The organism is Sphingobacterium sp. BIGb0165 (genome assembly GCF_024810095.1).
Taxonomy (GTDB): domain Bacteria; phylum Bacteroidota; class Bacteroidia; order Sphingobacteriales; family Sphingobacteriaceae; genus Sphingobacterium; species Sphingobacterium detergens.
The window spans coordinates 369,787-395,366 of record NZ_JANUEB010000007.1 but is presented as its reverse complement, the minus strand read 5'-3'; the positions used below and the strand labels follow the sequence as shown (position 1 = coordinate 395,366).

At 38.8% G+C, this 25,580-nt stretch carries 26 protein-coding genes; 20 read left to right on the top strand and 6 right to left on the bottom strand.

The genetic code is table 11. From position 1 onward, the window contains the following. Positions 1-125: 125 nt before the first annotated feature. Entirely contained in the window at positions 126-1,277 is a 1,152-nt protein-coding gene (locus M2408_RS18270; protein WP_259184609.1) for an SPFH domain-containing protein, read from the top strand. 22 nt (positions 1,278-1,299) lie between these two features. Beyond that, positions 1,300-2,409, top strand: a complete 1,110-nt coding sequence (locus M2408_RS18265; protein WP_259184607.1) for a zinc finger domain-containing protein — start codon at positions 1,300-1,302, stop codon at positions 2,407-2,409. 73 nt (positions 2,410-2,482) lie between these two features. Here M2408_RS18265 and M2408_RS18260 read toward each other — a convergent pair whose 3' ends face one another. The 4 genes from M2408_RS18260 to M2408_RS18245 all read right to left on the bottom strand — a co-directional run bounded on the left by M2408_RS18260 (position 2,483) and on the right by M2408_RS18245 (position 6,332). Then, positions 2,483-3,475: a hypothetical protein gene (locus tag M2408_RS18260; RefSeq protein WP_259184606.1), complete on the bottom strand. Its 993-nt coding sequence runs from the start codon at positions 3,473-3,475 to the stop codon at positions 2,483-2,485. A gap of 31 nt (positions 3,476-3,506) precedes the next feature. Beyond that, the gene (locus M2408_RS18255; RefSeq protein ID WP_259184604.1) at positions 3,507-4,616 is read right to left on the bottom strand and encodes a hypothetical protein; all 1,110 of its coding nucleotides are present in this window, start codon (positions 4,614-4,616) and stop codon (positions 3,507-3,509) included. Between the two features lie 10 nt (positions 4,617-4,626). After that, entirely contained in the window at positions 4,627-5,370 is a 744-nt protein-coding gene (locus tag M2408_RS18250) for a hypothetical protein (RefSeq protein WP_259184602.1), read from the bottom strand. 506 nt (positions 5,371-5,876) lie between these two features. Further along, positions 5,877-6,332, bottom strand: a complete 456-nt coding sequence (locus M2408_RS18245; RefSeq protein WP_223581170.1) for a phosphoheptose isomerase — start codon at positions 6,330-6,332, stop codon at positions 5,877-5,879. A 241-nt stretch (positions 6,333-6,573) separates the two neighbouring features. Here M2408_RS18245 and M2408_RS18240 point away from each other — a divergent pair, with 241 nt between their 5' ends. The 9 genes from M2408_RS18240 to atpG all read left to right on the top strand — a co-directional run bounded on the left by M2408_RS18240 (position 6,574) and on the right by atpG (position 14,670). Continuing rightward, positions 6,574-8,799, top strand: a complete 2,226-nt coding sequence (locus M2408_RS18240; protein WP_259184599.1) for a helix-turn-helix domain-containing protein — start codon at positions 6,574-6,576, stop codon at positions 8,797-8,799. Between the two features lie 49 nt (positions 8,800-8,848). After that, positions 8,849-9,076, top strand: a complete 228-nt coding sequence (locus tag M2408_RS18235) for an AtpZ/AtpI family protein (protein WP_259184598.1) — start codon at positions 8,849-8,851, stop codon at positions 9,074-9,076. Then, on the top strand, positions 9,069-9,467 hold the full coding sequence (locus M2408_RS18230; RefSeq protein WP_120262213.1) for a hypothetical protein: 399 nt from the start codon (positions 9,069-9,071) through the stop codon (positions 9,465-9,467). Before M2408_RS18235 ends, M2408_RS18230 begins: the two co-directional genes overlap by 8 nt. Before the next feature lie 94 nt (positions 9,468-9,561). Then, entirely contained in the window at positions 9,562-10,650 is a 1,089-nt protein-coding gene (gene atpB / locus M2408_RS18225; RefSeq protein WP_120262214.1) for a F0F1 ATP synthase subunit A, read from the top strand. A gap of 36 nt (positions 10,651-10,686) precedes the next feature. Then, positions 10,687-10,875 carry an ATP synthase F0 subunit C gene (gene atpE / locus M2408_RS18220; protein ID WP_028070619.1) on the top strand — a complete coding sequence of 63 codons (189 nt, stop codon included), beginning with the start codon at positions 10,687-10,689 and terminating at the stop codon, positions 10,873-10,875. A gap of 112 nt (positions 10,876-10,987) precedes the next feature. After that, positions 10,988-11,488: a F0F1 ATP synthase subunit B gene (locus tag M2408_RS18215; RefSeq protein ID WP_259184571.1), complete on the top strand. Its 501-nt coding sequence runs from the start codon at positions 10,988-10,990 to the stop codon at positions 11,486-11,488. Between the two features lie 29 nt (positions 11,489-11,517). Next, positions 11,518-12,060: a F0F1 ATP synthase subunit delta gene (locus tag M2408_RS18210; RefSeq protein WP_259184563.1), complete on the top strand. Its 543-nt coding sequence runs from the start codon at positions 11,518-11,520 to the stop codon at positions 12,058-12,060. A 54-nt stretch (positions 12,061-12,114) separates the two neighbouring features. Further along, complete coding sequence (atpA, locus tag M2408_RS18205) at positions 12,115-13,689, top strand: F0F1 ATP synthase subunit alpha (protein ID WP_104385731.1); 1,575 nt, start codon at positions 12,115-12,117, stop codon at positions 13,687-13,689. Positions 13,690-13,767: 78 nt separating this feature from the next. After that, positions 13,768-14,670: an ATP synthase F1 subunit gamma gene (gene atpG, locus M2408_RS18200; protein WP_120262217.1), complete on the top strand. Its 903-nt coding sequence runs from the start codon at positions 13,768-13,770 to the stop codon at positions 14,668-14,670. A gap of 75 nt (positions 14,671-14,745) precedes the next feature. On the opposite strand, the gene M2408_RS18195 is transcribed toward atpG, so the two are convergent. Beyond that, positions 14,746-15,792, bottom strand: a complete 1,047-nt coding sequence (locus tag M2408_RS18195; protein WP_259184540.1) for a 3-oxoacyl-ACP synthase III family protein — start codon at positions 15,790-15,792, stop codon at positions 14,746-14,748. A gap of 78 nt (positions 15,793-15,870) precedes the next feature. Here M2408_RS18195 and M2408_RS18190 point away from each other — a divergent pair, with 78 nt between their 5' ends. The 3 genes from M2408_RS18190 (at position 15,871) to M2408_RS18180 (ending at position 19,580) form a co-directional block, all read left to right on the top strand. Beyond that, the gene (locus M2408_RS18190; protein WP_259184538.1) at positions 15,871-16,152 is read left to right on the top strand and encodes an ATP-dependent Clp protease adaptor ClpS; all 282 of its coding nucleotides are present in this window, start codon (positions 15,871-15,873) and stop codon (positions 16,150-16,152) included. Between the two features lie 103 nt (positions 16,153-16,255). After that, complete coding sequence (locus tag M2408_RS18185) at positions 16,256-18,703, top strand: TonB-dependent receptor domain-containing protein (RefSeq protein ID WP_259184536.1); 2,448 nt, start codon at positions 16,256-16,258, stop codon at positions 18,701-18,703. A gap of 67 nt (positions 18,704-18,770) precedes the next feature. Further along, on the top strand, positions 18,771-19,580 hold the full coding sequence (locus tag M2408_RS18180) for a DUF1080 domain-containing protein (RefSeq protein ID WP_259184524.1): 810 nt from the start codon (positions 18,771-18,773) through the stop codon (positions 19,578-19,580). A 30-nt stretch (positions 19,581-19,610) separates the two neighbouring features. Here M2408_RS18180 and M2408_RS18175 read toward each other — a convergent pair whose 3' ends face one another. Continuing rightward, the gene (locus tag M2408_RS18175; protein ID WP_259184763.1) at positions 19,611-20,315 is read right to left on the bottom strand and encodes a YjjG family noncanonical pyrimidine nucleotidase; all 705 of its coding nucleotides are present in this window, start codon (positions 20,313-20,315) and stop codon (positions 19,611-19,613) included. Positions 20,316-20,433: 118 nt separating this feature from the next. Here M2408_RS18175 and M2408_RS18170 point away from each other — a divergent pair, with 118 nt between their 5' ends. The 6 genes from M2408_RS18170 (at position 20,434) to M2408_RS18145 (ending at position 25,538) form a co-directional block, all read left to right on the top strand. Further along, positions 20,434-21,309 carry a sensor histidine kinase KdpD gene (locus tag M2408_RS18170; protein WP_120262223.1) on the top strand — a complete coding sequence of 292 codons (876 nt, stop codon included), beginning with the start codon at positions 20,434-20,436 and terminating at the stop codon, positions 21,307-21,309. Continuing rightward, positions 21,299-22,006, top strand: coding sequence for a response regulator transcription factor (locus M2408_RS18165; RefSeq protein ID WP_120262224.1), 708 nt, complete (start codon positions 21,299-21,301; stop codon positions 22,004-22,006). The genes M2408_RS18170 and M2408_RS18165 overlap by 11 nt, the downstream gene beginning before the upstream one ends. A gap of 10 nt (positions 22,007-22,016) precedes the next feature. Then, positions 22,017-22,535, top strand: coding sequence for a hypothetical protein (locus tag M2408_RS18160; protein WP_259184495.1), 519 nt, complete (start codon positions 22,017-22,019; stop codon positions 22,533-22,535). Beyond that, a complete protein-coding gene (hemE, locus tag M2408_RS18155) occupies positions 22,535-23,572 on the top strand; it encodes a uroporphyrinogen decarboxylase (RefSeq protein ID WP_223581155.1) in 1,038 nt (345 codons plus the stop codon). The genes M2408_RS18160 and hemE overlap by 1 nt, the downstream gene beginning before the upstream one ends. Before the next feature lie 276 nt (positions 23,573-23,848). Then, positions 23,849-24,445 (top strand): RNA polymerase sigma-70 factor, encoded by a 597-nt coding sequence (locus M2408_RS18150; RefSeq protein ID WP_259184484.1) that lies wholly within the window; start codon positions 23,849-23,851, stop codon positions 24,443-24,445. Positions 24,446-24,521: 76 nt separating this feature from the next. Continuing rightward, a complete protein-coding gene (locus tag M2408_RS18145) occupies positions 24,522-25,538 on the top strand; it encodes a FecR family protein (RefSeq protein ID WP_259184468.1) in 1,017 nt (338 codons plus the stop codon). Positions 25,539-25,580 lie beyond the last annotated feature (42 nt).

Here is a 25,580-nt window from a genome sequence, read left to right as displayed (position 1 = left end):
AAACGATATATGGTATAGAAGACTAAATTTTTTAGATATCTATGGTTTCTGATATGATTGGTAAAATTGGCGATTTCCCAAGAAATGTTTACATTTAGTGTAAGTAATTATAAAGAGAAAAATTTATGGGGTTATTTGATAAAATCAGGAATGAATTTATTGATATTATCGAGTGGGTCGATAATAGTACTGATACGATCGTATGGAAATTTCCTAGGTATCAGAATGAAATAAAAATGGGAGCGCAACTTACTGTACGTGAGGGGCAAGCAGCGGTGTTTTTTAATGAGGGTGTGGTCGCCGATGTATTCCAACCCGGAAGATATGAATTGACGACACAAAACATGCCGATTATGACAACCATCAGAGGTTGGAAGTACGGCTTTAATAGCCCGTTTAAGGCTGATGTCTATTTTATTAACCTACGTCAGTTTGTCAATCAACGTTGGGGAACAAAAAATCCGATTATGTTGCGTGACCCTGAATTTGGGCCGATACGTCTTCGTGCTTTTGGAAATTTTTCATTCCAAGTGAAAGATGTCCCTGTTTTTATGAAACAGCTGGTTGTGACGACCCCGGTATTTACTGTAGATGATATTACTGAGCAATTGCGCAATATTGCTGTGTCAAGAGGTATGGATGCTATTGCGGAGTCAAAAATTCCGGCTTTGGATCTAGCGTCTAACTACGATGAAGTTTCCGCATTGATTCAACAAAAGATAACCAGAGATTTTGAGGAGATCGGGTTGAGCTTGACCAAATTTTTGATTGAGAATATCTCATTTCCAGAAGAAGTGGAAAAAGCACTGGATAAAAGAAGTAGTATGGGCGTGGTTGGGAACCTTGGTGCTTATGCGCAATTTCAAGCAGCCAATTCGATGGAGAAAGCAGCGGAAAATCCAAGCAGTGGTGGTATTGTTGGTGCAGGCTTTGGTGCAGGTTTGGGTGCTGGGATGGTTGGACAAATGGGTAATGTATTCCAACAGAATAATTTTGACGGGAATAACCCTACTGGTGTTGCTGGTGCGGGAGCTGTTGCAGCAGGATCAGCTGGGCCACCGCCATTACCCAAGGCCGTTGCTTATTACCTGGCTATAAAAGGCAAGCAGGAGGGACCTTTCGATCAGGAGCAATTGCGTGGATTAGTGGGTGAAGGTACACTTACCACGTCAACGTTAGTATGGAAGGAAGGGCTCGATAACTGGACTGAGGCTGATAAAGTTGTAGAATTGAAGGATTTGTTTTCACAGACCCCGCCACCAATTCCTGGAGTTTAGAGATATAAGTGCTATCACGAGTATGAGTTTTGAAGAGAAAACCTCCGAAATAGATCGGAGGTTAAAATGCCAAGGTTGTGGTGCCGTTTTGACTTATCAGCCTGGAACTTCCTATCTGGAATGTTCTTACTGTGGGACTAAAAATGAAATTGTGGATGAAATGCCAGTAAGCGGTGAGATTGAAGCAACGGATTATAAGGTTTTTGGTAAAGCGATGGAGGGTGTGGCAGATGAACGTTATAGTTATCTAGCTGAGGTTGTTCATTGCAACAACTGTGGCGCTAATTCAAGGTTGAATCCGCATGTTACCGCAGATGTATGTGCTTTCTGTGCATCGCCATTGGTTATTGATCATCAGCAAAGACGTATTGTCAGACCCCACGGGCTTTTACCTTTCACTGTGGACTACAAACAGGCGTTTGGATTATTGACACAATGGGCAGGGAAGGTCTGGTTTGCCCCCAATGATTTCAAAAAAATCTTTAATACACGGAATGACCGTTTAAAAGGTGTTTACATCCCATTTTGGTCCTATGACTCCGATGTAGATTCTTCTTATGAAGGATCCCGTGGGGAATATTATTATGTAACACGGACACGACGTAATTCAGACGGTGAAACGGAGGAATATGAAGAGCGCCGCACGAACTGGTATCCGGCTTCAGGAAGGATCTATAGTCGATTTAGAGATATTGTTATTTCCGGATCGACCTCACTGCCTGAAAAATTTTCAGACAAAATAGGTCCTTGGAACCTAGATTACCTGAAACCGTTTAATGAACAGTATTTAAGTGGTTTTATCGCGGAGACTTTCAGTGTTGATCATGTGGTGGCTGCCGGAACTGCCCGTGCTATTATGGATCGTGAAATTGTGCGACAGGTAGAGGATGATATTGGTGGGGATACACAGGACATTGATTCCATCGATAGCGATTTTAAGTCGATCAGATTGAAATATATTTTGTTGCCGATCTGGCTCTCAGCCTATCAATATAAAGGTAAGAGTTATCAAATTATGGTGAATGCTTTCAATGGCAAGGTTTATGGACAAAGACCGTACAGCGTCTGGAAAATTGTATCCCTGATCCTTTTGATTCTTTTAGTATTATATCTTTTGAGCTTTATGGGCTAAGGTTTGTAATGGTGATACAAAAAGAGCTGTACTTTTTTAAAAGTACAGCTCTTTTTGTTGCTGTAAAATGTAATTATTTATTCAATGAAAGCAAGAAGCCGATCGTGAAGTTTGCGTCCCAGTCAAATACAAAGGTATCGCAATTGGTCGCATCTTTAAGTGCTTTATAGATGTTTACTCCGCTTTTGGTTTTTATTTTTTCTGCTTTATAAGAGGAGGGGTCATTCAATACAGTAAACCGTTCTTCTCCTTGACGTGTTTGAGATGCTAGTTCAAAGGGAACACCACCAATGATAAAACATACTTCTCTTTTTGCAGCAGGTATTTTCTCACCTAATTTTTTCACTTCCGCATAAACGGCATCGTCTTTTAGATCTTTTTCATAATATTTTGCACCAGGTGCTTCCTCAGATTTGGTATCACCATCAATCCAGGAGATTTTAGTGTTGCCCGAACCGATATCCACAACAAAAGAGTTTTCTTCATAAGCTTTAGGAAGAACAGATTTAAGCGCTAGCTTTCCTTCTTGTTCGGCAGTCACTAAATTAACAACAAAACCCATTTTTCTGAGTTCAGAACTAATCACAGTCGTCTTAGGTTCTTTCTGTGCACCAGAGCTAATAACAAAGTGGATGTTTTTAGATTTCACACCTTTATCGAGCATCATACCGATATAGTCTTTTAAACCTTTACGGATATCTTCGGTATTGGCTAAACCTTCATAAGCAAAGGATTTTCCAAAATCTTTGGAGATAATTTCCCAACGATTTTCTTTATCCATATTGACGACAAAGGAATTAAATCCTGAGGCGCCCACTTCTACAACACCGTTATACTCTCCATCAACCGGTTTTTCAGGTTGATAATTGAATGAACGCGCGCTTCCAGAGGTCGGGGTAGCTGCATCTGGTGCATTGAAACTAGTTGTATCTGCTTTATTAACAGTTGGGGTTGTGTCGAATTTGCCTGATTGCATCGCCCAATAGCCAATAGCAAGAATAGGTACAGCGATAATAAGTGCTTTGATAGGCCATCTTAATCTAGCCCATGTCGATTTCTCTTCCATAATTTTGAATAATATGATATTGTTTTGTTAATTAATCTAGTAATGTAAAGCCTTTGTCGATTTTCTCCTCTGGCTTGAGTTCGTAGCTCGCATCGGACATCTGAGTGACATTAAGTACTTTCAAATTACGTTCATCGACCTTACGGATAAATTCTTCCAGTTCTCCTTGTGAAGGGGCGCCACCGACTGTGATGTTGTTGTTTTGATCCAAGAAATCCAAGTTGGATCTAATTGAAGCAATGTTTTGGCTGATAGCACCTGTAGCTGCATTCATCGCTTCCTGAAAAGCCCATCCATCTTTGATATTAAATACATCGGCAAGTCCATCCGTTGCATTTTTCATTTTTTGTGTTGCTTCTAACTTCTTGGAAATAATAGAAATACTGCTATCCAATGTACTTACATAGATACGTGCTGCGCTTTCGTTGTCTTTGAGGACTTCCAGTACTTTCGCAAACTGATTGGCGTATTGCACATAGCTACGGGCATTTTGTTCTTCGGATTCCCCTTCTTTACCTAGCAAAAAAGCTTTGGTACGTGTTTCCTTGGCATCTCTTGCATAGGCATTGGCTTTCTCAGCATTATTTTTGCTGGCTTCTTCTTTTGATTTTTCATCAAGATTAGCAGCTTCAGCTGTAAACCTTTTCGCATAAGTATACTTTTCTTCCGCAGTTTTTTGCGCTGTTTCACCGCTTTGAATCATATCAATGCGAACCCCGTCCACATTACTGATCTTTTCCTTTACACGTTTTAACGTGTCTTTGGCGTCACGGGACAGCAATTGTAAAGTCTCGATGGGATTGTTTCTAATAATGGATTTCTCCCCTTTGAACAACAGTACAGTGCCCAAGCGATGCAGTAGGGCGATGATCTTAGGAGCTAAAAGCAATAAGGTGATCAGGATAATACTGAAAATAACAAATAAAATGCTCTTTCCTGCGTATTCGAGCATAATGGGAAGGAATTTGAAAAAAGCAAATGCGCCGCCCAAAAGCAATGCCCAAAAGAAAACAGTAGAAGCAGTTTTTTTTGCTTCCGGAGATTTTAATTGTGCAGGTAAATGATCTCCCAAAACTTGAAATATGGGGAGTTGTGTCTTTATTTCAGCAGGAATATTGATGTATTGATCTTTTCTTTCCATTGATTTATAGTTATGTAATTGATTGATTAATCATATGCAATGCGTTGTTTATTTCGGTAATAACCTCACCAACAGCAGCGTTGCCTGTTGCTATTTTTTGTTCGATTTCTTTGATCTTTGGTTCGTACTTTTCATTAATCTGTCCCAGGGCGACCTGCTTTTTCTGTAGGTCATCTTGCAATTTGGTGATATTTTCCGTTAATGCTTTGATTTCACTGTTCAAATTCGCAATTTCCATTGTTCGGTCCTGTTCTGTCCTTTTCTTTTCCTCCTGTTTCTGGTCCGACTCTTTGGCTATGGTTTCTTTAAGCTTATTAGCATAATTTGTGCCAGTTGCCACAAGTTTTTCCTTCGATAGTGAACTATCTACAAACTTAAGTGAGGTATAGGCCGCTTTTAAGGTGTTTTCTTCTACTTTTCCCATTGCAGCAGCGGCATTCCAGACTTCAAAAAAATCGACACCCTGTTCATTGAGTTTTTCGAGGATGGCATAAACCTTTAGTTTCATTTCTTTGAGATCCGTAGATCCATCGTTGGCTGTAATAGGAATAGGCGGCGGAGTCTTGCCTGTTGCTACTGACTGTGTTACCGACATATATGTTTGTGTGGGAGTATTTAATTTTTCTTGTGTCGGAGCAGCAGGTGCTGGAGCCGGAGATTGAGGGGCAGAGCTTGTCTGATCATCTTCGAAAATTAATTTTTTAAGACTGTTTAATATCCCAGAACTTCTTTGGTTTTCGTTGTTGCTCATCATGTGACATTTTATTATACGTATACTAAAATAGTAAAAATTAGGATTGTGGCAGCTAATTTATTGGAACGAAATCATCATAAGGTTAATTAATGGTCAGAATGAGGCGAATAGACCTAGCTGATCATTTTCATATTGATAAAATATGGATGCAATAGATGTGACTTCAGTATCTGAAAAATAACACAGGTTGAAATTTGTCCGATGATAGGATTGCGATCGGTCTTACTTGTCGAAAGAGTTATGCTAAATGCCCCAGCGGGAATGCATATGCAATAAATAAAATAACTAATCGCGGGTCAATGGGGTATTTGATGAAATGAAGAAGTATCAATTGATCAAAGGGGGGTAGGTATTGGCTTTTTAAAAACAAAGAGCATGTCTGCAAAGTAGAAGTGAAGCTTGTGCATATTGAATATTGGAGAAAAGTCTATCGGGGAATAACTATGAAAATGAAAAAGGGCTGTCCAGATGACAGCCCTTTTATGAAGAATAGATAGAAAGTACTTCTATCTTCCAAAGTCGTCTTGAACACGAACAATATCGTCTTCATCTGAAGGGTTGTTCGCATCGGTATGTTGCCAAATTTCTGCCAAAATACCAAAGCCATCCAAGCCAATTAGACGGTGACGTTGTCCCTGACGTAATCTGATTGTTTCACCTTCTTTCAAAGTAGATACCACTGACTCCTCATCGGTATCAGAAACCATAACACCTACGTTGCCTTGAATAACACGCCAGATTTCAGCGCGGCGGTGGTGGTATTGCCAAGAAAGTCTCTTGTCTGGAGCAACGATCAGAATTTTTGGGCTTAATTTTCCTGAAATTCTTAATTCCTGAACATCCAATCCACCAAAATACTCATTTGCGAACTCTTGTGCCTGGGATTCGTCGATGACAAAAAAGCCACCCCAAGGGCGCGCTGCATCCGACTTCTCAATGTTGAATCCTTTGGATGTCAACATCTCTTGCACTTTTTCAAATAATGCGGTTTTATCTATAGCCATCTTATAAAATTTCTAAAAATTTATTGATCATTAATTCAGCAGCTAAATATAGAAAAAAATCATTAATATTTTTAGTTAACCGTTTTAGCTTTACTGAAATCATTAATAAAATGTGGTTTTTTATCAAATATACAATCTATCAATAGGATATGTTTTCAAAATGAAATACTTAGTTTTGTGGTCAATCTAATTTCAGGATATGTCAAATTTTCAAGTCGATAGAGAAAATACAGCATTTATGCAGGCTGTTGCATTTGTTAATCAAACCAATCAGAATGTATTTATTACAGGAAAAGCAGGTACGGGAAAGACGACTTTCTTGAAGTATATTCGTGAGCATAGCTATAAGAAAATGGCGATTACTGCGCCAACGGGAGTAGCCGCCATGAATGCGGGTGGGACGACCTTACATTCCCTATTTTGGCTTCCTTTCGGAACATTTGTTGAAGATTATGAGTTGCGCTGGGATGAGCAGGATAGTCATATTTACAATAAATCTCGTTTGTTCAGTACGATAAAGTTAACGAAGCAACGTCGGGCGATTCTACAGGAACTGGAATTATTGATTATCGATGAGGTTTCGATGGTACGGGCAGATACACTGGATGCGATCAATGTGATATTACAATCTGTTCGTCGTGATATGCGTCCTTTCGGTGGATTACAGGTCTTGTTTATTGGAGATTTATATCAATTGCCTCCTGTGGTCAAAGATGCGGAATGGAATATTCTCCGTGATCATTATTCGTCTGTATTTTTCTTCAATGCGAAGATTCTAAGGGATAGCCCTTTGGTCATGCTGGAGCTTAATAAGATTTATCGTCAGCAGGATGAAGGGTTTATTTCGATCTTGAATGCAATACGGAATAATCAATGTACCAGTGAAATGCTAACTACTCTAAATGGTTATTACCAACAGGATTTTGTGCCAAAAGAAGAGGAGCAATATATTACATTGACATCCCATAACCGGAATGCCGATGAGATCAATAGCGCACAACTGGCTTCGTTGTCTGGAAAGATGCTCAACTTAAAAGCCGTTGTGAAAGATGACTTTGCGCAAGGTTCTTATCCTGCCGAGGAAACGCTATCCTTAAAAATAGGAGCGCAGGTGATGTTCATCCGGAATGATTCCGGTGATGAGCGGAAATATTATAATGGTAAGATCGGTACTGTAAAACATATTGATACAATACAAGGTACTGTTTCAGTCACTTTTCCTGACGGATCTGAAGAGGTGACAGTCAAAAGAGAGACTTGGGAAAATATCCGTTACAATTATGATAAGGGGCAGGATCAAATCAAAGAGGAGATCCTGGGTACATTTTCTCAATTTCCTTTGCGACTAGCCTGGGCTATTACAATCCATAAAAGCCAGGGTTTGACTTTTCAGAAAGCAATTATTGATGCGGGTACCTCATTTGCGGCCGGACAGGTTTATGTTGCGTTAAGCCGTTTGACGAGTTTGGACGGACTTGTACTTAAATCCATTATTCCATCTTATGCCATCCGTACGGATTATCAGGTGGTCGAGTTTGCACAACGTGCATATTCCCAATCCAGTATTAACGAAATATTGGAACAATGCCAACGAAATTATCTGGGGCAAATTTTGATGAATGGTTTTCGATGGGATGGCCTCTTGGTGGAAACTTCGGAGCTGCTAAAATCAATGGATGAACGCAATATCGATGGGAAAGAGCAGGCTGTTCAATTTTTCCAGGAGATCGTTAAACAGCTTCAGACACAGGAGAAAGTGGCTCACAAATTTATTGTTGTCCTTTATGATCTCCTTCGGGATAAGGATGCGATTGATTATGACCTGATTTGCGAGCGTTCTACTGCCGCTGTAAATTGGTTTTTACCACGAATGGATAAGGATCTTATTGCGGCCCTGACAAAGCATATTGAGGAATACCAGATCCGCAAGCGGACAAAGAAATATGTTGATGAATTGAAAGCAATATTGTTGGATTATAAGAGAAAACGTGAGCAGTTGCAGCATTGTCTAATTATTGCCGAAACGCTATCCAAAAGAGAAGATTTTCAAACAGCTATGCTTGATGTAGCTGCGCAGGTCAAGACAAAAGAAAAAGATGAATTGGTGGCACAAAGCGCTGACGAAGAAGGGGCTAAAAAACTGGATACAAAGGATATTTCTTTAGAAATGTTTAAAGAGGGGATGACTATCGCTGATATTGCGGGCAAGCGTGGGATGGTCGCTGGTACAATCTATGGGCATCTGATTAATTTTGTGGGAACAGAGGTAGAGGCAACAGAATTAATTGATCAAGAAAAGCTTGATCGTATCCTTGATGTTATTCGTGCAAATCCAGACAAATCATCCTCCGAACTGAAGATGTTGCTGGGTGCAGATATTGATTATCCGGATATTAAAATTGGACAAAAAGTTTTAGGATTGTAGTGGGTAAGGATTTATGATGTATATTTGTCAACCTTTTATTATAAGCTAATTGAAAGAGGAGAAAACCAATAAGAAAATTAACAAATGGATTGTATTTACTTCCATGCCGATTCAGATGGGTGTGACAATATATTTGTTTTATTGGGTCGGGAGTTGGTTAGATAATAAATATGCCATTGTGGGTGATTGGGGAATGAAAGGATTGACGTTGTTGGGTGTGGTTGTATCCTTGTATCAGTTCATTAGGCAGGCAAATCAAATTAATAAGAATGAATAGTTATTTGAAAAGCATACTTATACTGCTGATCGTCTTTGTGGCAAGTTTTGCTGCGCATTATTTAGTGATATCCGGAATGAACGTGGAACAATACTGGAGCAAAACCTCCTACAGTCTGGTGGGAATGTATACTTTTGGATTCTGTTCTTCGTTGCTGGTTGCGGTCTTGATATTTTTTGCAAATTGGTCTATGCCGGAGAAACTGGGGGTTATATTTCTGGGCCTAGTGCTCTTGAAAGGTGTTGCAGGATATATTTATATTAAAGACGGGTTAAAGACCTTTGAAAATAACTTTATCGAATATAACTTTTTGGTTGTATTTTTTATCTCTCTGTTTGTGGATGTCTACGTCGCTTTTAGCGCTTTAAATCAAGCAGATAAAAAGGTTTAAACTATTTTTGGAAAAAGTTTAAACAAATGGTGATTTATGCCAAATAAAATTGTATTTTTGCGCAAAATTTTTTATTATTCAATAGTAATCTGAAATGGTGAATCTTAAGAGAGCACTTTTATTATTTGCAGTAATTTTTCTTGCTGTCAATCCTTTTACCTTAAAAGCAGCTGAAGAAGCGCATGGGGATGCGCCTAAAACCCAAGCTGAGGAAATCAAAGAGTATAGTCAACATCACTTACAAGATGATCATTATTTTTCTTTGTTCTCCGATCAAAAAGCAGGAAAACATTATGGTTTTCCATTGCCAGTAATTCTTATTGATAATGGATTGGTTGTTTTTTCTTCTGGCGAGTTTCATCATGGCGAATCCGTTGTAGAGAAAAATGGTCAATACTATACACTTTACCATGGCAAGATCTATAAAACAGATGCTGCAGGTACCTTAAACTTTGATGAAGCACATCACCCTACGAATGCAAAACCTTTAGATTTCTCGATTACAAAGAATGTGGTGGGCCTATTATTGGCAGCATTCTTATTGTTCTGGGGTTTCATATGTCTGGCTAAAACATATAAGAAAGGTGTTAATAACCTTCCTAAAGGTGTTGGTCGCGTTTTAGAACCATTGGTTTTATATGTACGTGATGAGATGGCTGTTCCAAATATTGGTCATCGTTATAAAGAATTTATGCCTTACCTGTTATCTGTGTTTTTCTTGATCTTTGTTTTAAACTTGTTGGGTATGACTCCACTAGGTTTTAACGTAACAGGAAATATTACAGTCACTTTATGTTTGGCTTTATTCACTTTCTTTATTACCAACTTTAAGGCTAATAAAGATTATTGGAAACACATTTTTTGGATGCCAGGTGTTCCAGTTCCTTTCAAATTTATTTTGGCGCCAATTGAGGTGTTGGGTATGTTTACTAAGCCTTTCTCCTTGATGTTGCGTTTGTTTGCGAATATTACTGCTGGTCACTCTGTTGTAATGGGGTTGATCGCAATCGTATATTTATTTCAACAACAGTTGACTGTCGGTGGTAGTATCGGGGTGTCAATGTTGTTAACATTAGTGTTGTTTTTCTTGGAGTTATTGGTTGCGTTTTTGCAAGCCTTTATCTTTACCATGTTGTCATCCTTGTTTATCGGAATGGCTGTTGAAGAACACGCACATCATTAATCGAATTTTTTTGTTAAATTTTATAAAATAATTATTATGTACAACTTAATTGGAGCAGGTTTAATCGTAATCGGTGCAGGTTTAGGTTTAGGTAAAATCGGTGGTTCAGCTATGGAAGCTATCGCTCGTCAACCAGAAGCAGCATCTAAAATTCAAACTGCGATGATCATCATTGGTGCCTTAGTTGAAGGTTTAGCATTCGGTGCTTTAATCTTAGGTAAATAATCCAAGCTGATTAAAAAAGTTTACTAAACACAGTTTGCAACGGTTGGTTGCAGACTGTGTTTAAACAAAAAAATACAAACAAAAGAAAATTATAATTTACAATTGTATATAAATGGAAGCATTAATTAATCAGTTCTCGTACGGTTTGTTCTTTTGGCAACTAATCATCTTATTGGTTGTGATCTTTTTATTGGGCAAGTTTGCTTGGAAACCTATCGTCAATGCTTTGGATGAACGTGAGCAAGGAATTGCGAATGCATTGGAAGCTGCTGAGAAAGCTAAATTAGAAATGGCTCGTTTGACAAATGAGAACGAACAATTGCTTAAAGAGGCTCGCGCGGAACGTGATGTTATCCTTAAAGAAGCAAAAGAGCTAAAAGAAAAAATCGTTGCTGAGGCAAAAACACAGGCACAAACTGAAGGTGCTAAAATGATTGCTCAAGCGAAAGAGGAGATCGAAGAACAAAAGAATAAAGCTTTGGCTGAGGTAAAATCACAGGTTTCTTCTTTGTCTTTGGATATCGCTCGTAAAGTGTTAACAAAAGAATTTGAGGACCAAGGTAAGCAAGAAGCTTTAGTAGCAGATTTGCTGAATGATGTTAAATTGAACTAATCCGGTCACTCAAATTACGAAATAGAATTATGTCAGTATTTAAAGTAGCATCGAGATATGCAAAGTCATTAATTGACTTGGCTAGCGAGCAAGGCTCACTGGAGACCATCAAGACAGATATGGATTCGTTCATTACTGTTTTAAAATCCAGTTCAGAATTGCAGGCTGTTTTGGCCAATCCTATTGTTCCTTTGGACAAGAAGAAAAACATATTGGATGCTTTATTTAAAGATAAGATCAATCCGAATATCTTGGCATTCTTTAAAATCATGATCAACAAAGGTCGTGGTACAATAGTATATGCTACTGCTCAGGAATTTGTCCGTGAGTATAATGAGGTAAAAGGTATTGTGAAAGCTACAGTTACATCTGCAGCGCCACTTTCTGAAGCTAATTTGGCAGCGATGAAAGATGTACTTGCAAAAGAAACCAACGCTCAGGTGATATTGAACAATAAAGTCGATAGCAGTTTGATCGGTGGATTTGTAGTCAATGTTGGCGACCGCCAGATTGATGCAAGTATTGCTGGTAAGTTGAATAAATTAGAAAGATATTTGAATCAGGGTAACTAAGTTATTCTGATACTTGAAGTAAAATAAATCAAAAAACCCCTTATAATAATTAAAATGATAGAGGTAAGACCAGATGAAGTTTCGGCAATTCTAAGAGAACAATTGTCGGGCTTTAAATCAGAAGCCGAACTAGAGGAAGTGGGTACCGTACTTGCTGTAGGTGACGGTATTGCTCGTATTTACGGCTTAACTAAAGTTCAGTCCGGTGAGTTGGTTGAATTTGATAACGGATTACAAGGTATTGTATTAAACTTAGAAGAAGACAACGTCGGTGTTGTACTTTTAGGTCCTTCTGACGAAATTAAAGAAGGAGATACTATTAAACGTACCAACCGTATTGCATCCATCAAAGTTGGAGAAGGTTTGTTGGGACGTGTTGTGAATACATTGGGTCAACCAATTGATGGTAAAGGACCTATCCAAGGTGAATTGTATGAAATGCCTATCGAGCGTAAAGCTCCAGGTGTTATCTACCGTCAACCGGTAACTGAACCGTTACAAACAGGTATCAAAGCGATTGATGCGATGATTCCAGTAGGTCGTGGTCAACGTGAGTTGGTAATTGGTGACCGTCAAACAGGTAAAACTGCGGTTTGTATTGATACGATCTTAAACCAAAAAGAATTCTATGATGCAGGTCAACCTGTATTCTGTATCTACGTTGCTGTAGGTCAAAAGAATTCTACAGTAGCGAATATCGTTCGTACATTGGAGGAAAGAGGTGCAATGGCTTATACAGTTGTTGTAGCTGCTTCTGCAGCGGATCCTGCTCCACTTCAATTCTACGCGCCAATGGCGGGTGCTGCTATCGGTGAGTTCTTCCGTGATACAGGTCGTCCAGCATTGATCGTTTATGATGATTTGTCTAAACAAGCTGTGGCTTACCGTGAGGTTTCTTTGTTGTTACGTCGTCCTCCAGGCCGCGAGGCATACCCAGGTGACGTATTCTACTTACACAGCCGTTTATTAGAGCGTGCAGCGAAAATCAACTCTTCTGATGATATCGCTCGTAATATGAATGACCTTCCTGAGTCAATCAAGCATTTGGTTAAAGGTGGTGGTTCATTGACAGCTCTTCCAATCATCGAAACACAAGCAGGTGACGTTTCGGCATATATCCCTACAAACGTAATCTCTATTACAGATGGTCAGATCTTCTTGGAGTCTAACTTATTTAATGCTGGTATTCGTCCGGCGATCAACGTAGGTATTTCGGTATCTCGTGTGGGTGGTAACGCTCAGATCAAACCGATGAAAAAAGTATCAGGTACATTAAAGTTGGATCAAGCGCAGTACCGTGAATTGGAAGCTTTCGCGAAATTCGGTTCTGATCTAGATGCTGCTACTAAGGCTGTATTGGATAAAGGTGTTCGTAACGTTGAGATCTTGAAACAAGGTCAATACTCTCCAGTTTCTGTAGAGAAACAAGTTGCGATTATTTACATTGGAACGAAAGGTTTATTGCGTAATGTTCCAGTAAATAAAGTAAGAGAGTTTGAAGAAGAATTCTTAACGCAATTGGAACAACGCCATCCAGAAGTTTTGTCAGCCTTCAAAGCTGGTAAATTCTCTGATGAGTTGACTGCAGTATTAGAAACAGTAGCTAAGGATTTAGCATCAAAATATTAATTAGTAATGAGTATTTGGTATTGAGTCCGTTGACTAGACTCAATACTCAATACTAGGTACTTGATACTTAAAACAAATATGGCAAATTTAAAAGAAGTAAGAAACCGGATTACCTCGGTATCATCAACACAGCAGATCACTAAAGCCATGAAAATGGTTTCGGCTGCTAAATTGAAGCGCGCTACTAACGCTATCTTACAATTGCGCCCATATGCGAATAAACTAAGAGATATTTTGGCTGATGTTTCTGCAAGTGTGGAGGGAAGTAATTCTCCTTTCACAGTAGATCGTGAGCCAAATAAGGTGTTGATCGTTGTTGTTTCTTCTAATAGAGGTTTGGCTGGGGCATTCAATGCAAATGCTATCAAGATGACTAATAACTTGATCGCTAACAAATATGCCGAGCAGCATGCGAAAGGCAATTTGAGCATTATCGCTATTGGTAAAAAAGGTTACGATTTCTATTCGAAACGTAATTTCGATGTGATAGCTAATCACTCAGACTTGTTCTCTGACTTAAATTTTGGATCTGTTTCTGTAGTGACAGAATTTATCATGGAACAATTTAAGGAAGGTAATTTTGATCGTGTTGAAGTGGTTTATAACCAATTCAAAAACGCTGCAGTTCAAGAGTTGACAGCAGAGCAGATTTTGCCTTTATTACCACCTGCAGAGCAAAACACACAACATACGCATAAAGCAAAAATTGAAGCTGAAGTGGATTATATCATCGAACCTTCTAAAGAGAAGATTATCGAAGAGTTAATTCCTAAAGCCATCAAGATTCAATTATACAAAGCTGTTTTAGATTCCAATGCTTCCGAGCATGGTGCACGTATGACAGCAATGGATAAAGCAACTGAAAATGCTGGTGACTTAATAAAATCACTTAAGTTATCGTATAACCAAGCGCGTCAAGCGGCAATTACAACAGAATTGACCGAGATCGTCTCTGGAGCGGCAGCGTTATCAAACGGATAATCCTGTTAATCGGGAAAACATAAAAAAGGCGATAATCGTAAGGTTATCGCCTTTTTTATGTTTAGTAATCCTTTTTTACCATCGGATTAAAGCGGATCCCCAGGTAAAGCCTGCGCCAAAGGCGGCTAAACAAATAAGATCGCCCTCTTTTATTTTTCCGGCTTCCCAAGCCTCACATAACGCGATAGGTATGGACGCTGCTGTGGTATTGCCGTATTTTTGGATATTGTTGAACACCTGATCCTCATTTAATCCCAAGGTTTTCTGCACAAACTGTGAAATACGAAGATTGGCCTGATGAGGAATCAATAAGTCGATGTCAGAAGTTTTCAGGTTGTTCTTTGTCAAAGCCTCATGAATAACTTCAGGGAACTTTACAACGGCCTTTTTGAAAACGGCCTGTCCATCCATATTTGGGAACGCAGTTCCATCTTCAAGCATTTCTTTGGTCATCAATAATCCCCCCAATTCCTGTTCCGGCCAATCGGGCATTTTGTCCAGCCAGATTCCACTTGATGCTCCTGGATAATACATCGCGAGCTTTTCTGCTTCCGCACCATCAGAATGTAAATGCGTGCTCAAAATGCCTTTGCCAGTTTCGGTTGTTGGCTGTACAACTACAGCTCCGGCACCATCACCGAAAATAACGGAAACAGCACGTCCTCTGGTTGAAAAATCGAGTGCAAATGAATGTTTCTCTGAACCTACCACAAGTACATTTTTGTACATCCCCGTTTTGACAAATTGATCCGCTATGGATAGGGCATAGATGAAACCAGAACATTGATTTCTGATATCCAATGCGCCGACCTCGTTCATCCCCATTTCCCGTTGTAGTAAAACAGCGCAGCCTGGGAAATAATAGTCAGGTGACAAGGTTGCAAAGATGATGAAATCGACATCTTCCTTACGGATATTGGCGCGTTCAATTGCTATTCTCGCGGCTTCAACACCCATTGTGGTTGTCGTTTCTCCGATACGGTCGGCATAGCGACGCTCTTTGATACCTGTTCTTTCTTGAATCCATTCGTCACTGGTATCCATAAAACGTGTTAAGTCATTGTTGGTATATACGTTTTTTGGAACGTAATAGCCAATTCCTGCAATTTTTGACTGAAACATAATAAATTCCTCTAATTGATTGTATTCTTCCCTTTTATATTATCGTTAATTTAGAAAAAAATATTCTATTTTTGCAGCATGGGTACCCAAACTGCTGAAGAAACCTTTACGTTAGAAGAGATATTAGCGTCTGTTAAGGACTCTAATCGTTTGATTTTATGGAATGACGAAACGAATACGTTCGACCATGTGATTCATTGTTTGATGTATCACCTTCAATATACCGAAAAGCAAGCTGAAAAAATTGCATGGAAAGTGCATACTGAAGGAAAGTGTGCCGTTTTGGAGGGTACTTTTACAGAGATGGAAATCTATCGTAAGATTTTGAAATCAGAAGGATTGACGGTCTCGGTGGAATAAATTTACTATCCTTTTTGTTACCGTAATAATATGGTTACGCTTCAAGTTTGTCTCTAAGTTTTAGTTTTATTTGCATTAAACTATAAACTAAGCTGAAGCTCTCATGTTATTTTACGCTAAATCGTTTAAATTTTTATTATTATTTGTATTCTTTCTACCAGTTATTGTTCTTGCGCAAACTGGTCAAATCAAAGCTATCCTGATCGATAGCAAAACTTCCAAACCTATTTCGTCTGCCAGTGCTGCGCTTTTAGATGCGAGCAATAATAGTTATGTTAAAGGCGCGCAGTCAGTAGATCAGGGATTTCTTTTATTCTCAGATATCAAACCCGGTAAATATAATGTTCGTATCAGTTATGTAGGCTATGAAACGCATATTATTGAAGGGGTGGATGTGACAGCATCGAAAAGCAAGGACCTTGGACGGATTGGTTTAAATTCAACAGGTGAGCTACTGGAGGAGGTTGTAGTCGAGGGGAGAGTTCCTGCGATGCAGATTGGTATTGACCGCAAAACCTTTAACGTGGGGGAGAGCTTGGTCAGTGCGGGTGGAACAGCAACAGATGTGTTAGCCAATGTACCCACGCTTCAAGTGGATCAAGATGGATCGGTGAGCCTGCGTGGATCCACTAGTGTCAAGATTCTAATAGATGGCCGCGAGTCGGCACTCGCAGGAAACGATGTCACATCTTTGCTTCAGAGTCTTCCGGCTAATTCCATAGAAAAAGTTGAGGTCATCACCAATCCCTCGTCTAAATATGATGCGGAAGGGCAGACAGGGATTATCAATATCGTCTTAAAGAAAAATATTCGAACAGGGCTGAACGGATCGGTAAATACATCCGCTGGTTCCTATGACAATTATATGGCTGGTATTACATTGAATTATCGTGATCGGAAATTCAATTACTTCGGATCCTATAACTTCAATAAACGTAACATGGTTGGAAGCGGGAAGACGGACAATATCTTTTCGCGTGATACGACAAGCAATTATAGCGAATCCGAATCCTCAAGAAAGGGAAATAGCCATACAGTAAAGGCTGGATTTGATTATAATATGTCGGACCGTACTTCATTGAGTTTTTCTGGTAATTTGAGCATCCGGGATAATAAACGGATAGAGGACTTAAATTATCGTTTTTTTAAAGGACCAGATGAAACAGGAACCAGTGATCGTAAGTCTACCCAATTTGAGGACGATCTGGGCTATGAATTCAACGCCGATTTTAAACATCAATTTAAGCGACAAGGAGAGGAATTGACGGGGAATGCGAGTTATGGAAGAGACAAGGAAGATGGTACGAACGATTTTTCTCAAAAATATACCGACGGACGGAAAGAAACCGCACGGAGGAATACGACCTCCGAAGACGGTAAGAATATCAATCTTCAGCTGGATTATGTGCTGCCATTCTCCGAGGTAAGCAAATTCGAGGCTGGCTACCGTTCTCAAATTAGAAAGTCATTTGATACGCAATTTTCCGAACTCCGCGATACAACAGGTAAATATCTGCCAGACTATAGGATCAGCAATGATTTTGATTTTACCAGTACTGTCCATGCAATTTACGCTAACTATCAAAATAAGCTAACGGATAAAATTGGCTATCAAATCGGGTTACGGGGAGAACAATTTGAACTTAAGTCTACATATCTCTCGAAGGATCCTGACGCCGAGGAAAAAGAATCCAATGCAAAGCAGAACTTTTTTAGATTATACCCGACTTTGTTTTTAACATATGATGTAGATGATAATGGTGATAAAGTTCAGTTTAGTTACTCACGTCGTGTGCAACGAGCTCGTGGTTGGCAGGTCAATCCATTTTTAAATGTATCCGATGATTTGAATTATCGTCAGGGAAATCCGAATCTGAAACCAGAAGATGTACACAGTTTTGAAATGAGTTTTGCCAAAACTTTTGGAAAGGTAAATTTAATATCTTCGGCTTATTTTAATCACGCCAGTGAGGTTATCCAACCTTTTGTTTACAAAATAGAAGATGGCAGAACATACAGTCGATGGGAGAATATGACCAGCCGAAATCTTTCAGGTTTTGAATTTATTTCAAAGGTCAATGCGACGAAGGATTTTGACTTTACATTTAATCTCAATTTGATCCACATTAAATATAATGCAAATCCAGACTATGAGATAAAAGAAAGAAAAGACTTCGCTTACAATGCTAATTTAACAGCCAATTATCGTTTTACACCGACTTTCTCTGCTCAAATGAGAGGGGAATACAATTCTTCACGTGTCATGGCTCAAGGGCAGATGAATGCTATGAAAGGGGTGGATGTTGCGCTGAAAAAAGATGTATTCAAGAAGAAGGCATCGATTATGTTGAACGTTAGAGATGTGTTTAATTCGCGCAAAATGAATGGTATGCTAGAAACATCTCAACTTGTGTCTAATTTTGAACACCGTTGGATGAAGAGAATGGTAACTTTATCACTATCCTATCGCTTTGGCAGTCAGGATCTAAATAAGTCTAAAAAGAAAGAAACAAATACAAATGAAATAAATGGTGGTGGAGAGGAATATTAAAAAATATTCCTCTTTTTAACCCCAAATGCTTAATTTTAATTTTGAAACAAACCTAAAACTAAAAAGAATGAAGTTATTAAAAACAGTTCTTGCGGTATCGGTGATGGCATTTTCTGCACATCTAAATACAGCAGTAGCGCAAGCAAAAAAAGAAGTGCCGGCTTACAAAATTTTGGATTTGCCACGTGTGGATATCAAGAAATTCAAAAAGAATAAGGCCGGAGCATATGTTATCTTTGATGGTACTTCGATGGAAGGCTGGAGAGGATATGATAAAACTGTAGTTCCCAAAAAATGGGTTATCAATGAAGGCGCAATTAAATTTGATAGTGAAGCGAATGTGGGCAAGGACGAAGGTGGTGATTTGATTTTCGCACATGACTTCAAAAACTTCGAATTGGAATTGGAATGGAAAGTAGCAAAAGGAGCAAATTCCGGAATTTTCTTTTTGGCCAAAGAAGTCGAAGGTCAGCCAATTTATATCTCATCACCCGAGTGTCAGGTTCTTGACAACGAAAACCATCCAGATGCTAAAATGGGTGTCGATGGGAATCGTAAGTCTACATCATTGTATGATATGATTCCTGCGAAACCACAAAATGGCAAACCTTACGGCGAATGGAACAAGGTGAAGATCCGCGTGAACAATGGTAAAGTTGAACACTTCCAAAATGGGGTGAAGGTCGTTGAATATACACTGTGGGATAAATCATGGGTTGACCTATTGCAAAAAAGTAAATTCAGTCAAGAAAAATGGCCTCTGGCTTTTGAGTTGCTGAGCCATGTAGGTGGAGAAAGTAAATCAGGATTGATTGGTCTCCAAGATCATGGAAACGATGTTTGGTTTAAGAACATAACCGTAAAAGTTTTAAAATAACAAAAAAGCAGCTTTAAAGCTGCTTTTTTGTTATAATATAGATTGTAATTCTTTCAGATCGACAATCATATGTGGTACATCTTCGGGTTGCTCCGTACTGTTCGGATTAAAGAAGATCGCATCCATGCCGACATTCATTGCCCCACGTACATCCGCATCCAGATTATCTCCAATCATCAATGACTGTTGTACGTGTGCCCCTGTAGTTTCTAGTGCATATTGAAAGATCCTTGGATCAGGTTTGTTCACTCCGACGACCTCAGAAATAAAGATATTTTTGAAATATTTGTTCAAATTGCTTTTTTTCAATTTGGTCTCACAAGCCTCCTTAAAACCGTTGGAAATCAAATGCAGGTTGTATTTTTCGTCCAGATAGGCCAAGGTTTCATGAGCATGCGGAAATAAATTCGTCTTTTGAGGACAGATCGTGAGGTATTCCAGTTCAAATTCTTCAGGAAACAATTCGGGGTCTACACCCATTTCGATAAATGTATCAGCGAATCGAGCCTTTCTTAACTCGGGTTTTGAAATCTTTCCATGATGGTATAATCCCCAAAGGCGATGATTGTTGATTGTATAAGTTTCTATGAAACGGGAAGGGGATTCCTTGTTAAACAAGCTGTCAAACTTGTATTTAAAATATAGTTCGTGGAGACTTTCTTCGGCATTTTTGTCAAAATCCCAGATGGTATGATCCAAATCAAAGAAAATATCCTTTTTCTCACGATTAAACATATACAAATATACCACCTCTGGGGAGATTTTATCTTATTGTGAATCGGCTAATTTTCTTCTTTGTGTCATAATCTTTAGGATATTTCCGAATGCCTTGGTGAATAGCTATTTTTGCTACATGAAGAAAGCGCTTTTACTCTTTTATTTCCTTTTGTTTTACGCGATCATGCAGTTGATATGGTGGGGGGTGATGTTCATCCGGTTTGATCCAAGCAAAAAGAACATGATTATAGGCGAAGGTATTTTCTTCTTGATCATTTTTTTATGGGGTGCGTGGCGGTTAAAGCGCCTGGTAGAGCGAGAACAGAAATTGTTGCAACAGCAGCAAAATTTCCTTTTGGCTATTACGCATGAGTTGAAATCTCCTTTGGCATCCGTCAAACTCTATATTCAGACCATTTTGCGACGAGATCTGGATAAAGAGCAACAACAGACTTTTTTAAGAAATTCCCTAAAAGATATTGAGCGATTGGATGATCTGGTAGAGAATGTCTTGATGACGACCAAATTGGACAGCCGCAATTACAGCATGCCCAAAGAGGATTTTAACTTTACCTCTTTGGTGGAGCAAATTGTCGATCGACTTCAAAAGAATTCATGCAGCTCACAGGTATTGAAACCTTACCTGGAGTCGGATATTATTATCCATGGTGATAAATTTGCGATAAGTAATGTCGTGACAAATCTCATTGAGAATGCTATTAAATATTCACCGGCCTGTGCCATGGTGGATGTCAAACTATATACGGAGAGCAGTAAAATAATTTTTTCTGTTGCTGACCATGGTATCGGTATCAGTGATGAAGAGAAAAAACTTATCTTTAATAAGTTTTATCGCGTGGGAAGTGAAGCGACACGGAAAACCAAAGGTACTGGTTTGGGGTTATATATCGTGAAAACCGTGTTGCAGAAGCACGATGCGACCATTAAAGTTAAAGATAACACTCCTAAAGGGAGTATTTTTGAAGTAACATTTGAAAGAAATGCAAAGTAAACAAAGAATATTACTTGTCGAAGATGAAGAACACTTGTTAGAAGCAATCAAGTTGAATCTCGAAATGGAAGGTTACCGTGTCACTACGGCTACTGACGGAAAAAAAGCATTGAAAGTTTTTAAAGAGGAACGTTTCAATCTCGTGATATTGGACGTTATGATCCCTGAAATTGATGGATTTCAAGTTGCGGAAACAATTCGACTACAGAATACAGAGGTTCCTATCATGTTTTTGACTGCCAAGAACAGTAGTGAAGACCGTATCACTGGACTAAAAAAAGGTGCCGATGATTATTTGGTAAAACCGTTCAATTTAGAAGAATTGATTCTCCGTGTTGGAAATTTGGTTCGTCGCGGTATGAAACCAGATGATCTTAAAGAATTGAATTCTTATCAAATCGGTGATAAAACCATCTATTTTAATTCTTACGAATTGCATCATGCAGATGGAACAATTACCTCATTGACGAAAAAAGAAACCATGCTATTGAAGCTGTTGATCGAACGTCGTAATGAAGCCGTTTCGCGTGAGCAGATTTTAGAAACTGTATGGAATTATGACGTCTATCCTTCGACGCGTACCATTGACAATTTCATTTTGACATTCCGGAAATATTTTGAGCCTGATCAAAAGCACCCAATCTATTTCCACTCTATCCGAGGTGTTGGTTATAAATTTACCGACAATAATGCATAGCAAATAAAAGATGATGACAATTAAGGCTAGAATAGCCGTTATTTTTATTGCTGCGTTACTTTTGGGCTATGGTTTATACCAAGGGCATTATCAGACAGCTGTATTGTTGGCTGGTGGAATTGGTTATCTAATTTGGAGCCATTTTCGGGAAGGTTCAGTTTTTTTGGCAACACAAGCTTTTCATCGGCAAGACTATGAAAAGACAAAAAACTTGTTATCCGAAATAAAAAATCCAGATACACTTCGTAAGGGGCGTCGTAATTTCTATGAATTTATGATGGGAAATATAGCCTTGAAAGAAGAGCGTATCGATGAGGCTGAATACCATTTTCAGCTGGCTTCTCGTCTACCCTGGAAAAAAGATAATGAAAAAGGTATGGTAATGATCAATCTGGCTAATATTGCACTGCGAAAGACAGATTATGAACGGGCAAGGGCGTATACAGATGTGGCTAACAAATTGCATTTAACTGCACGACAAGCCAGTATTATTACAAAAATAGAAAACGAAATTTCAAAACATTTATAGTGAGTACTACTTTACAAAACGACTTATTGATTAGAGCTGCATTCTCGCAGCAAACGGAGAGACCTCCTGTGTGGATGATGCGTCAAGCTGGACGCTTTATGAAAGAATACTGGGATATCAAAAACAAGTATTCTTTTCTCGAAATGTGCAAAACACCAGAGATTGCAGCAGACGTAACGATGTTACCTGTAGATTTGTTGGGAATAGATGCAGCGATCTTGTTTTCGGATATTTTGGTTACAGCAGAGGCAATGGGTGGCGATCTGTCATTTGAACAAGGAGTAGGTCCTCGTTTTTCTAATCCAATTCGTTCTGTCAAAGATGCGGAGGCATTATCGGTTGACTGTCTGGATAAGTTGCAATATGTTGCGGATGCCATAAAAGTAATTCAACAACGTCTTGATAATCGTATTCCATTGATCGGTTTTGCAGGAGCTCCTTTTACCATTTTAAGTTATTTGGTTGAAGGCGGTTCGTCAAAGGATTTCAAGTTGACGAAGTTGATGTTAAACAATCAACCTGAATTGGCGCATACAATCCTTCAAAAGATTGCTGATGTAACGGTAGAATATCTTAATATGCAGATTGCAGCAGGCGTAAATGCGATCCAATTATTTGACAGCTGGGCTTTGGCTTTGTCTTGGAATGATTACCGTGATTTTTCACATTATTATAACAAACAAATCATTTCCAAATTGAACCGCAAGGATATCCCTGTAATATCTTTCTGTAAAGGATCATCTGTCTTTGCTCCAATGATGGTGGAGGCGCAGCCAGATGTGGTTTCAATCGACTGGAATGCAGATCTTAAAAATATGAAGCAATCTTTGCCTCAAGGAATAGCTGTTCAAGGGAATTTAGATCCGTTTGTACTATATGCTGAAAAGCCTGTTATCAGAAAGAAAATTATAGAATTATTTGAGCGCATGCGCGGAGAGAATGGTTTTATATTCAATTTAGGACATGGTATTATGCCTGATATTCCTTTTGACAATGTAAAATACGCAATCGAGGTTGTGAAAGAATTTAGCTATTAAACTTTTGATTAGAAAGCGTTCTAGAAAAACGAAACAAGATTTTAGATAAACATCCGATCAAGAAGAAAGAAGACTTGCTATAACTAGCAGGTCTTTTTTTTGAGCAAGAGATGGCAGTTGGGAATAGTTAAAAAGCGTTTTTTATTGTTTTATAATGCATTAAATGCGGGTTATCATGGACATGGTGAAAATTCGTGCAAAATATGTTAAAATGAGCACACTTACTTTTTTTGTAAATCTTGTTTTATTTTATAGCTTAGTCGCAAAACCTAATAAATGAGTAAAAATACCTTGATGGATGGATTGTTGATTAATGAAGAAGCGCTGGAAGAAGTGTTTCATCATTATTTTGATGAGCTATGCCGTTTCTTAGGGTATTATACACGTGATGTACAGTTGGTGGAGGACTGTTTGCAGGATGTGTTTGTTAAACTATGGGAAGATCGGGATCAAATCCATATTTTCCATGTCAAGACCTATCTTTATCGGGCGGCGCGTAACCGTGTGCTCAATGCTTTACGCAATGAAAGTGCACGTACTGCTCATTTGGAGCGTTGGTTTAAGGAGGAAATGATCCGCCAGGAAGCAGAGGAGTGTATCAATATGGAGGAGTTTTCACTTGTTTATCAGGAAGCTATTGGTAAATTGCCTGAAAAATGTAAAATCGTCTATCAATACTGTAAGGAAGAACAGAAAACCTATCAGCAGGCTGCCCAAGAACTGCAAATATCCATCAAGACAGTCGAAAATCAGATGTCCATTGCGTCTAAAAAAATACGGGCACATATACTTGAACGCTATCAAATACTGTATCCAGATTCGATTTTATTGGTTTTAACGATGTGCGGTGCAGGTCTTTCCACACTCGTTTAAATATTTTTAAAAAAAATACAAAATCTTTTAGGGGTTTTCTCCGCTCTAGGTGTCTATTTGTCGTAAACCCAAAATAATGAATAGCAGTTATAAGCCGTCACTGGAGCAATTAGTTCGATATCTAAAAAAAGAGAGTGATGTAAAGGAAAATGAAGCGATTGTAGCTTGGCTCGATTCAAGTGAACAAAATCGTCATTATCTATTGCAGCTGGAAAACGAGTGGATACATCTCAAAGAACCGCCACTGATAATCGATCGGGCAGATCGTCCACGGATATGGCACAAAATCCAAGATCGTATCCAACCTGTCGTAAAAACTATTGTTTTTGACCGTAACCGTTTTTGGTGGTTGGTCAGTGCTGCTGCGATTCTTATTTTTCTGTCAGGGACATTGGGGACGTATTTTATTCAGCGTAATATTTTGATGAACACATCTTCGCAGGAGCAAACAATTGTCTATACGGCTTTAGGGCAAAAGTCACAGGTTATATTACCTGATGGATCAAAAGCTTGGTTAAATGCGGGAACTAAAATGAGCTATTCGCATGCATTCAATCAACATGATCGCAAGATTACACTTGAAGGCGAGGCATTTTTTGATGTGGTGAAAAAAGAAAATATGCCTTTCACCGTTCAGACTTCCCATTTGGATGTCCTCGTGAAAGGAACTGCTTTCGATGTTTCAGCCTATGCGGATGATGCCAAGATAGAAGTGTCTCTGCTGCGTGGAAAAGTTGCGATAAAAGATAAAAAAGGACAATTAATCGGAGAATTAAAACCTAATGATTGGATCCAACTGGATAAACGGACTGGTCGATATACGCAGATACGACAATTGGACGCGGTACAATATAGCACCTGGAAATCTGAGGAACTTGTTTTTGAGAACGAATCTTTGGAAAGTGTTCTTAAGAAATTGGAGCGTTGGTATGGTGTCAATATTACTTGGAGGGGAGCAGAGCCCGATAGACATTATACTTTCAAAGTGAAAACTGAAAGTTTACGAGAAATTTTGGAATTGATCAATGTCATTACACCAATTCACTATACAATAGCAGGCAAATCTGTTGCTATAGTTTCGAAAAAACAATAACCAAAAATTGATGATGTAAACTACTTAAAACAAAATATACCA

Excerpts from the sequence above, each read along its gene's own strand:
- atpA (WP_104385731.1), top strand. The coding sequence starts at position 12,115 with ATGATAGAGGTAAGACCAGATGAAGTTTCGGCAATTCTAAGAGAACAA.
- M2408_RS18215 (WP_259184571.1), top strand. The coding sequence starts at position 10,988 with ATGGAAGCATTAATTAATCAGTTCTCGTACGGTTTGTTCTTTTGGCAA.
- M2408_RS18210 (WP_259184563.1), top strand. The coding sequence starts at position 11,518 with ATGTCAGTATTTAAAGTAGCATCGAGATATGCAAAGTCATTAATTGAC.
- M2408_RS18255 (WP_259184604.1), bottom strand. The coding sequence starts at position 4,616 with ATGGAAAGAAAAGATCAATACATCAATATTCCTGCTGAAATAAAGACA.
- M2408_RS18145 (WP_259184468.1), top strand. The coding sequence starts at position 24,522 with ATGAATAGCAGTTATAAGCCGTCACTGGAGCAATTAGTTCGATATCTA.
- atpG (WP_120262217.1), top strand. The coding sequence starts at position 13,768 with ATGGCAAATTTAAAAGAAGTAAGAAACCGGATTACCTCGGTATCATCA.
- M2408_RS18265 (WP_259184607.1), top strand. The coding sequence starts at position 1,300 with ATGAGTTTTGAAGAGAAAACCTCCGAAATAGATCGGAGGTTAAAATGC.
- atpE (WP_028070619.1), top strand. The coding sequence starts at position 10,687 with ATGTACAACTTAATTGGAGCAGGTTTAATCGTAATCGGTGCAGGTTTA.
- M2408_RS18240 (WP_259184599.1), top strand. The coding sequence starts at position 6,574 with ATGTCAAATTTTCAAGTCGATAGAGAAAATACAGCATTTATGCAGGCT.
- M2408_RS18230 (WP_120262213.1), top strand. The coding sequence starts at position 9,069 with ATGAATAGTTATTTGAAAAGCATACTTATACTGCTGATCGTCTTTGTG.
- M2408_RS18170 (WP_120262223.1), top strand. The coding sequence starts at position 20,434 with ATGAAGAAAGCGCTTTTACTCTTTTATTTCCTTTTGTTTTACGCGATC.
- M2408_RS18165 (WP_120262224.1), top strand. The coding sequence starts at position 21,299 with ATGCAAAGTAAACAAAGAATATTACTTGTCGAAGATGAAGAACACTTG.
- M2408_RS18180 (WP_259184524.1), top strand. The coding sequence starts at position 18,771 with ATGAAGTTATTAAAAACAGTTCTTGCGGTATCGGTGATGGCATTTTCT.
- M2408_RS18250 (WP_259184602.1), bottom strand. The coding sequence starts at position 5,370 with ATGATGAGCAACAACGAAAACCAAAGAAGTTCTGGGATATTAAACAGT.
- M2408_RS18245 (WP_223581170.1), bottom strand. The coding sequence starts at position 6,332 with ATGTTGACATCCAAAGGATTCAACATTGAGAAGTCGGATGCAGCGCGC.
- M2408_RS18190 (WP_259184538.1), top strand. The coding sequence starts at position 15,871 with ATGGGTACCCAAACTGCTGAAGAAACCTTTACGTTAGAAGAGATATTA.
- M2408_RS18260 (WP_259184606.1), bottom strand. The coding sequence starts at position 3,475 with ATGGAAGAGAAATCGACATGGGCTAGATTAAGATGGCCTATCAAAGCA.
- M2408_RS18150 (WP_259184484.1), top strand. The coding sequence starts at position 23,849 with ATGAGTAAAAATACCTTGATGGATGGATTGTTGATTAATGAAGAAGCG.
- M2408_RS18175 (WP_259184763.1), bottom strand. The coding sequence starts at position 20,315 with ATGTTTAATCGTGAGAAAAAGGATATTTTCTTTGATTTGGATCATACC.
- atpB (WP_120262214.1), top strand. The coding sequence starts at position 9,562 with ATGGTGAATCTTAAGAGAGCACTTTTATTATTTGCAGTAATTTTTCTT.
- M2408_RS18185 (WP_259184536.1), top strand. The coding sequence starts at position 16,256 with ATGTTATTTTACGCTAAATCGTTTAAATTTTTATTATTATTTGTATTC.
- M2408_RS18195 (WP_259184540.1), bottom strand. The coding sequence starts at position 15,792 with ATGTTTCAGTCAAAAATTGCAGGAATTGGCTATTACGTTCCAAAAAAC.
- M2408_RS18160 (WP_259184495.1), top strand. The coding sequence starts at position 22,017 with ATGATGACAATTAAGGCTAGAATAGCCGTTATTTTTATTGCTGCGTTA.
- M2408_RS18270 (WP_259184609.1), top strand. The coding sequence starts at position 126 with ATGGGGTTATTTGATAAAATCAGGAATGAATTTATTGATATTATCGAG.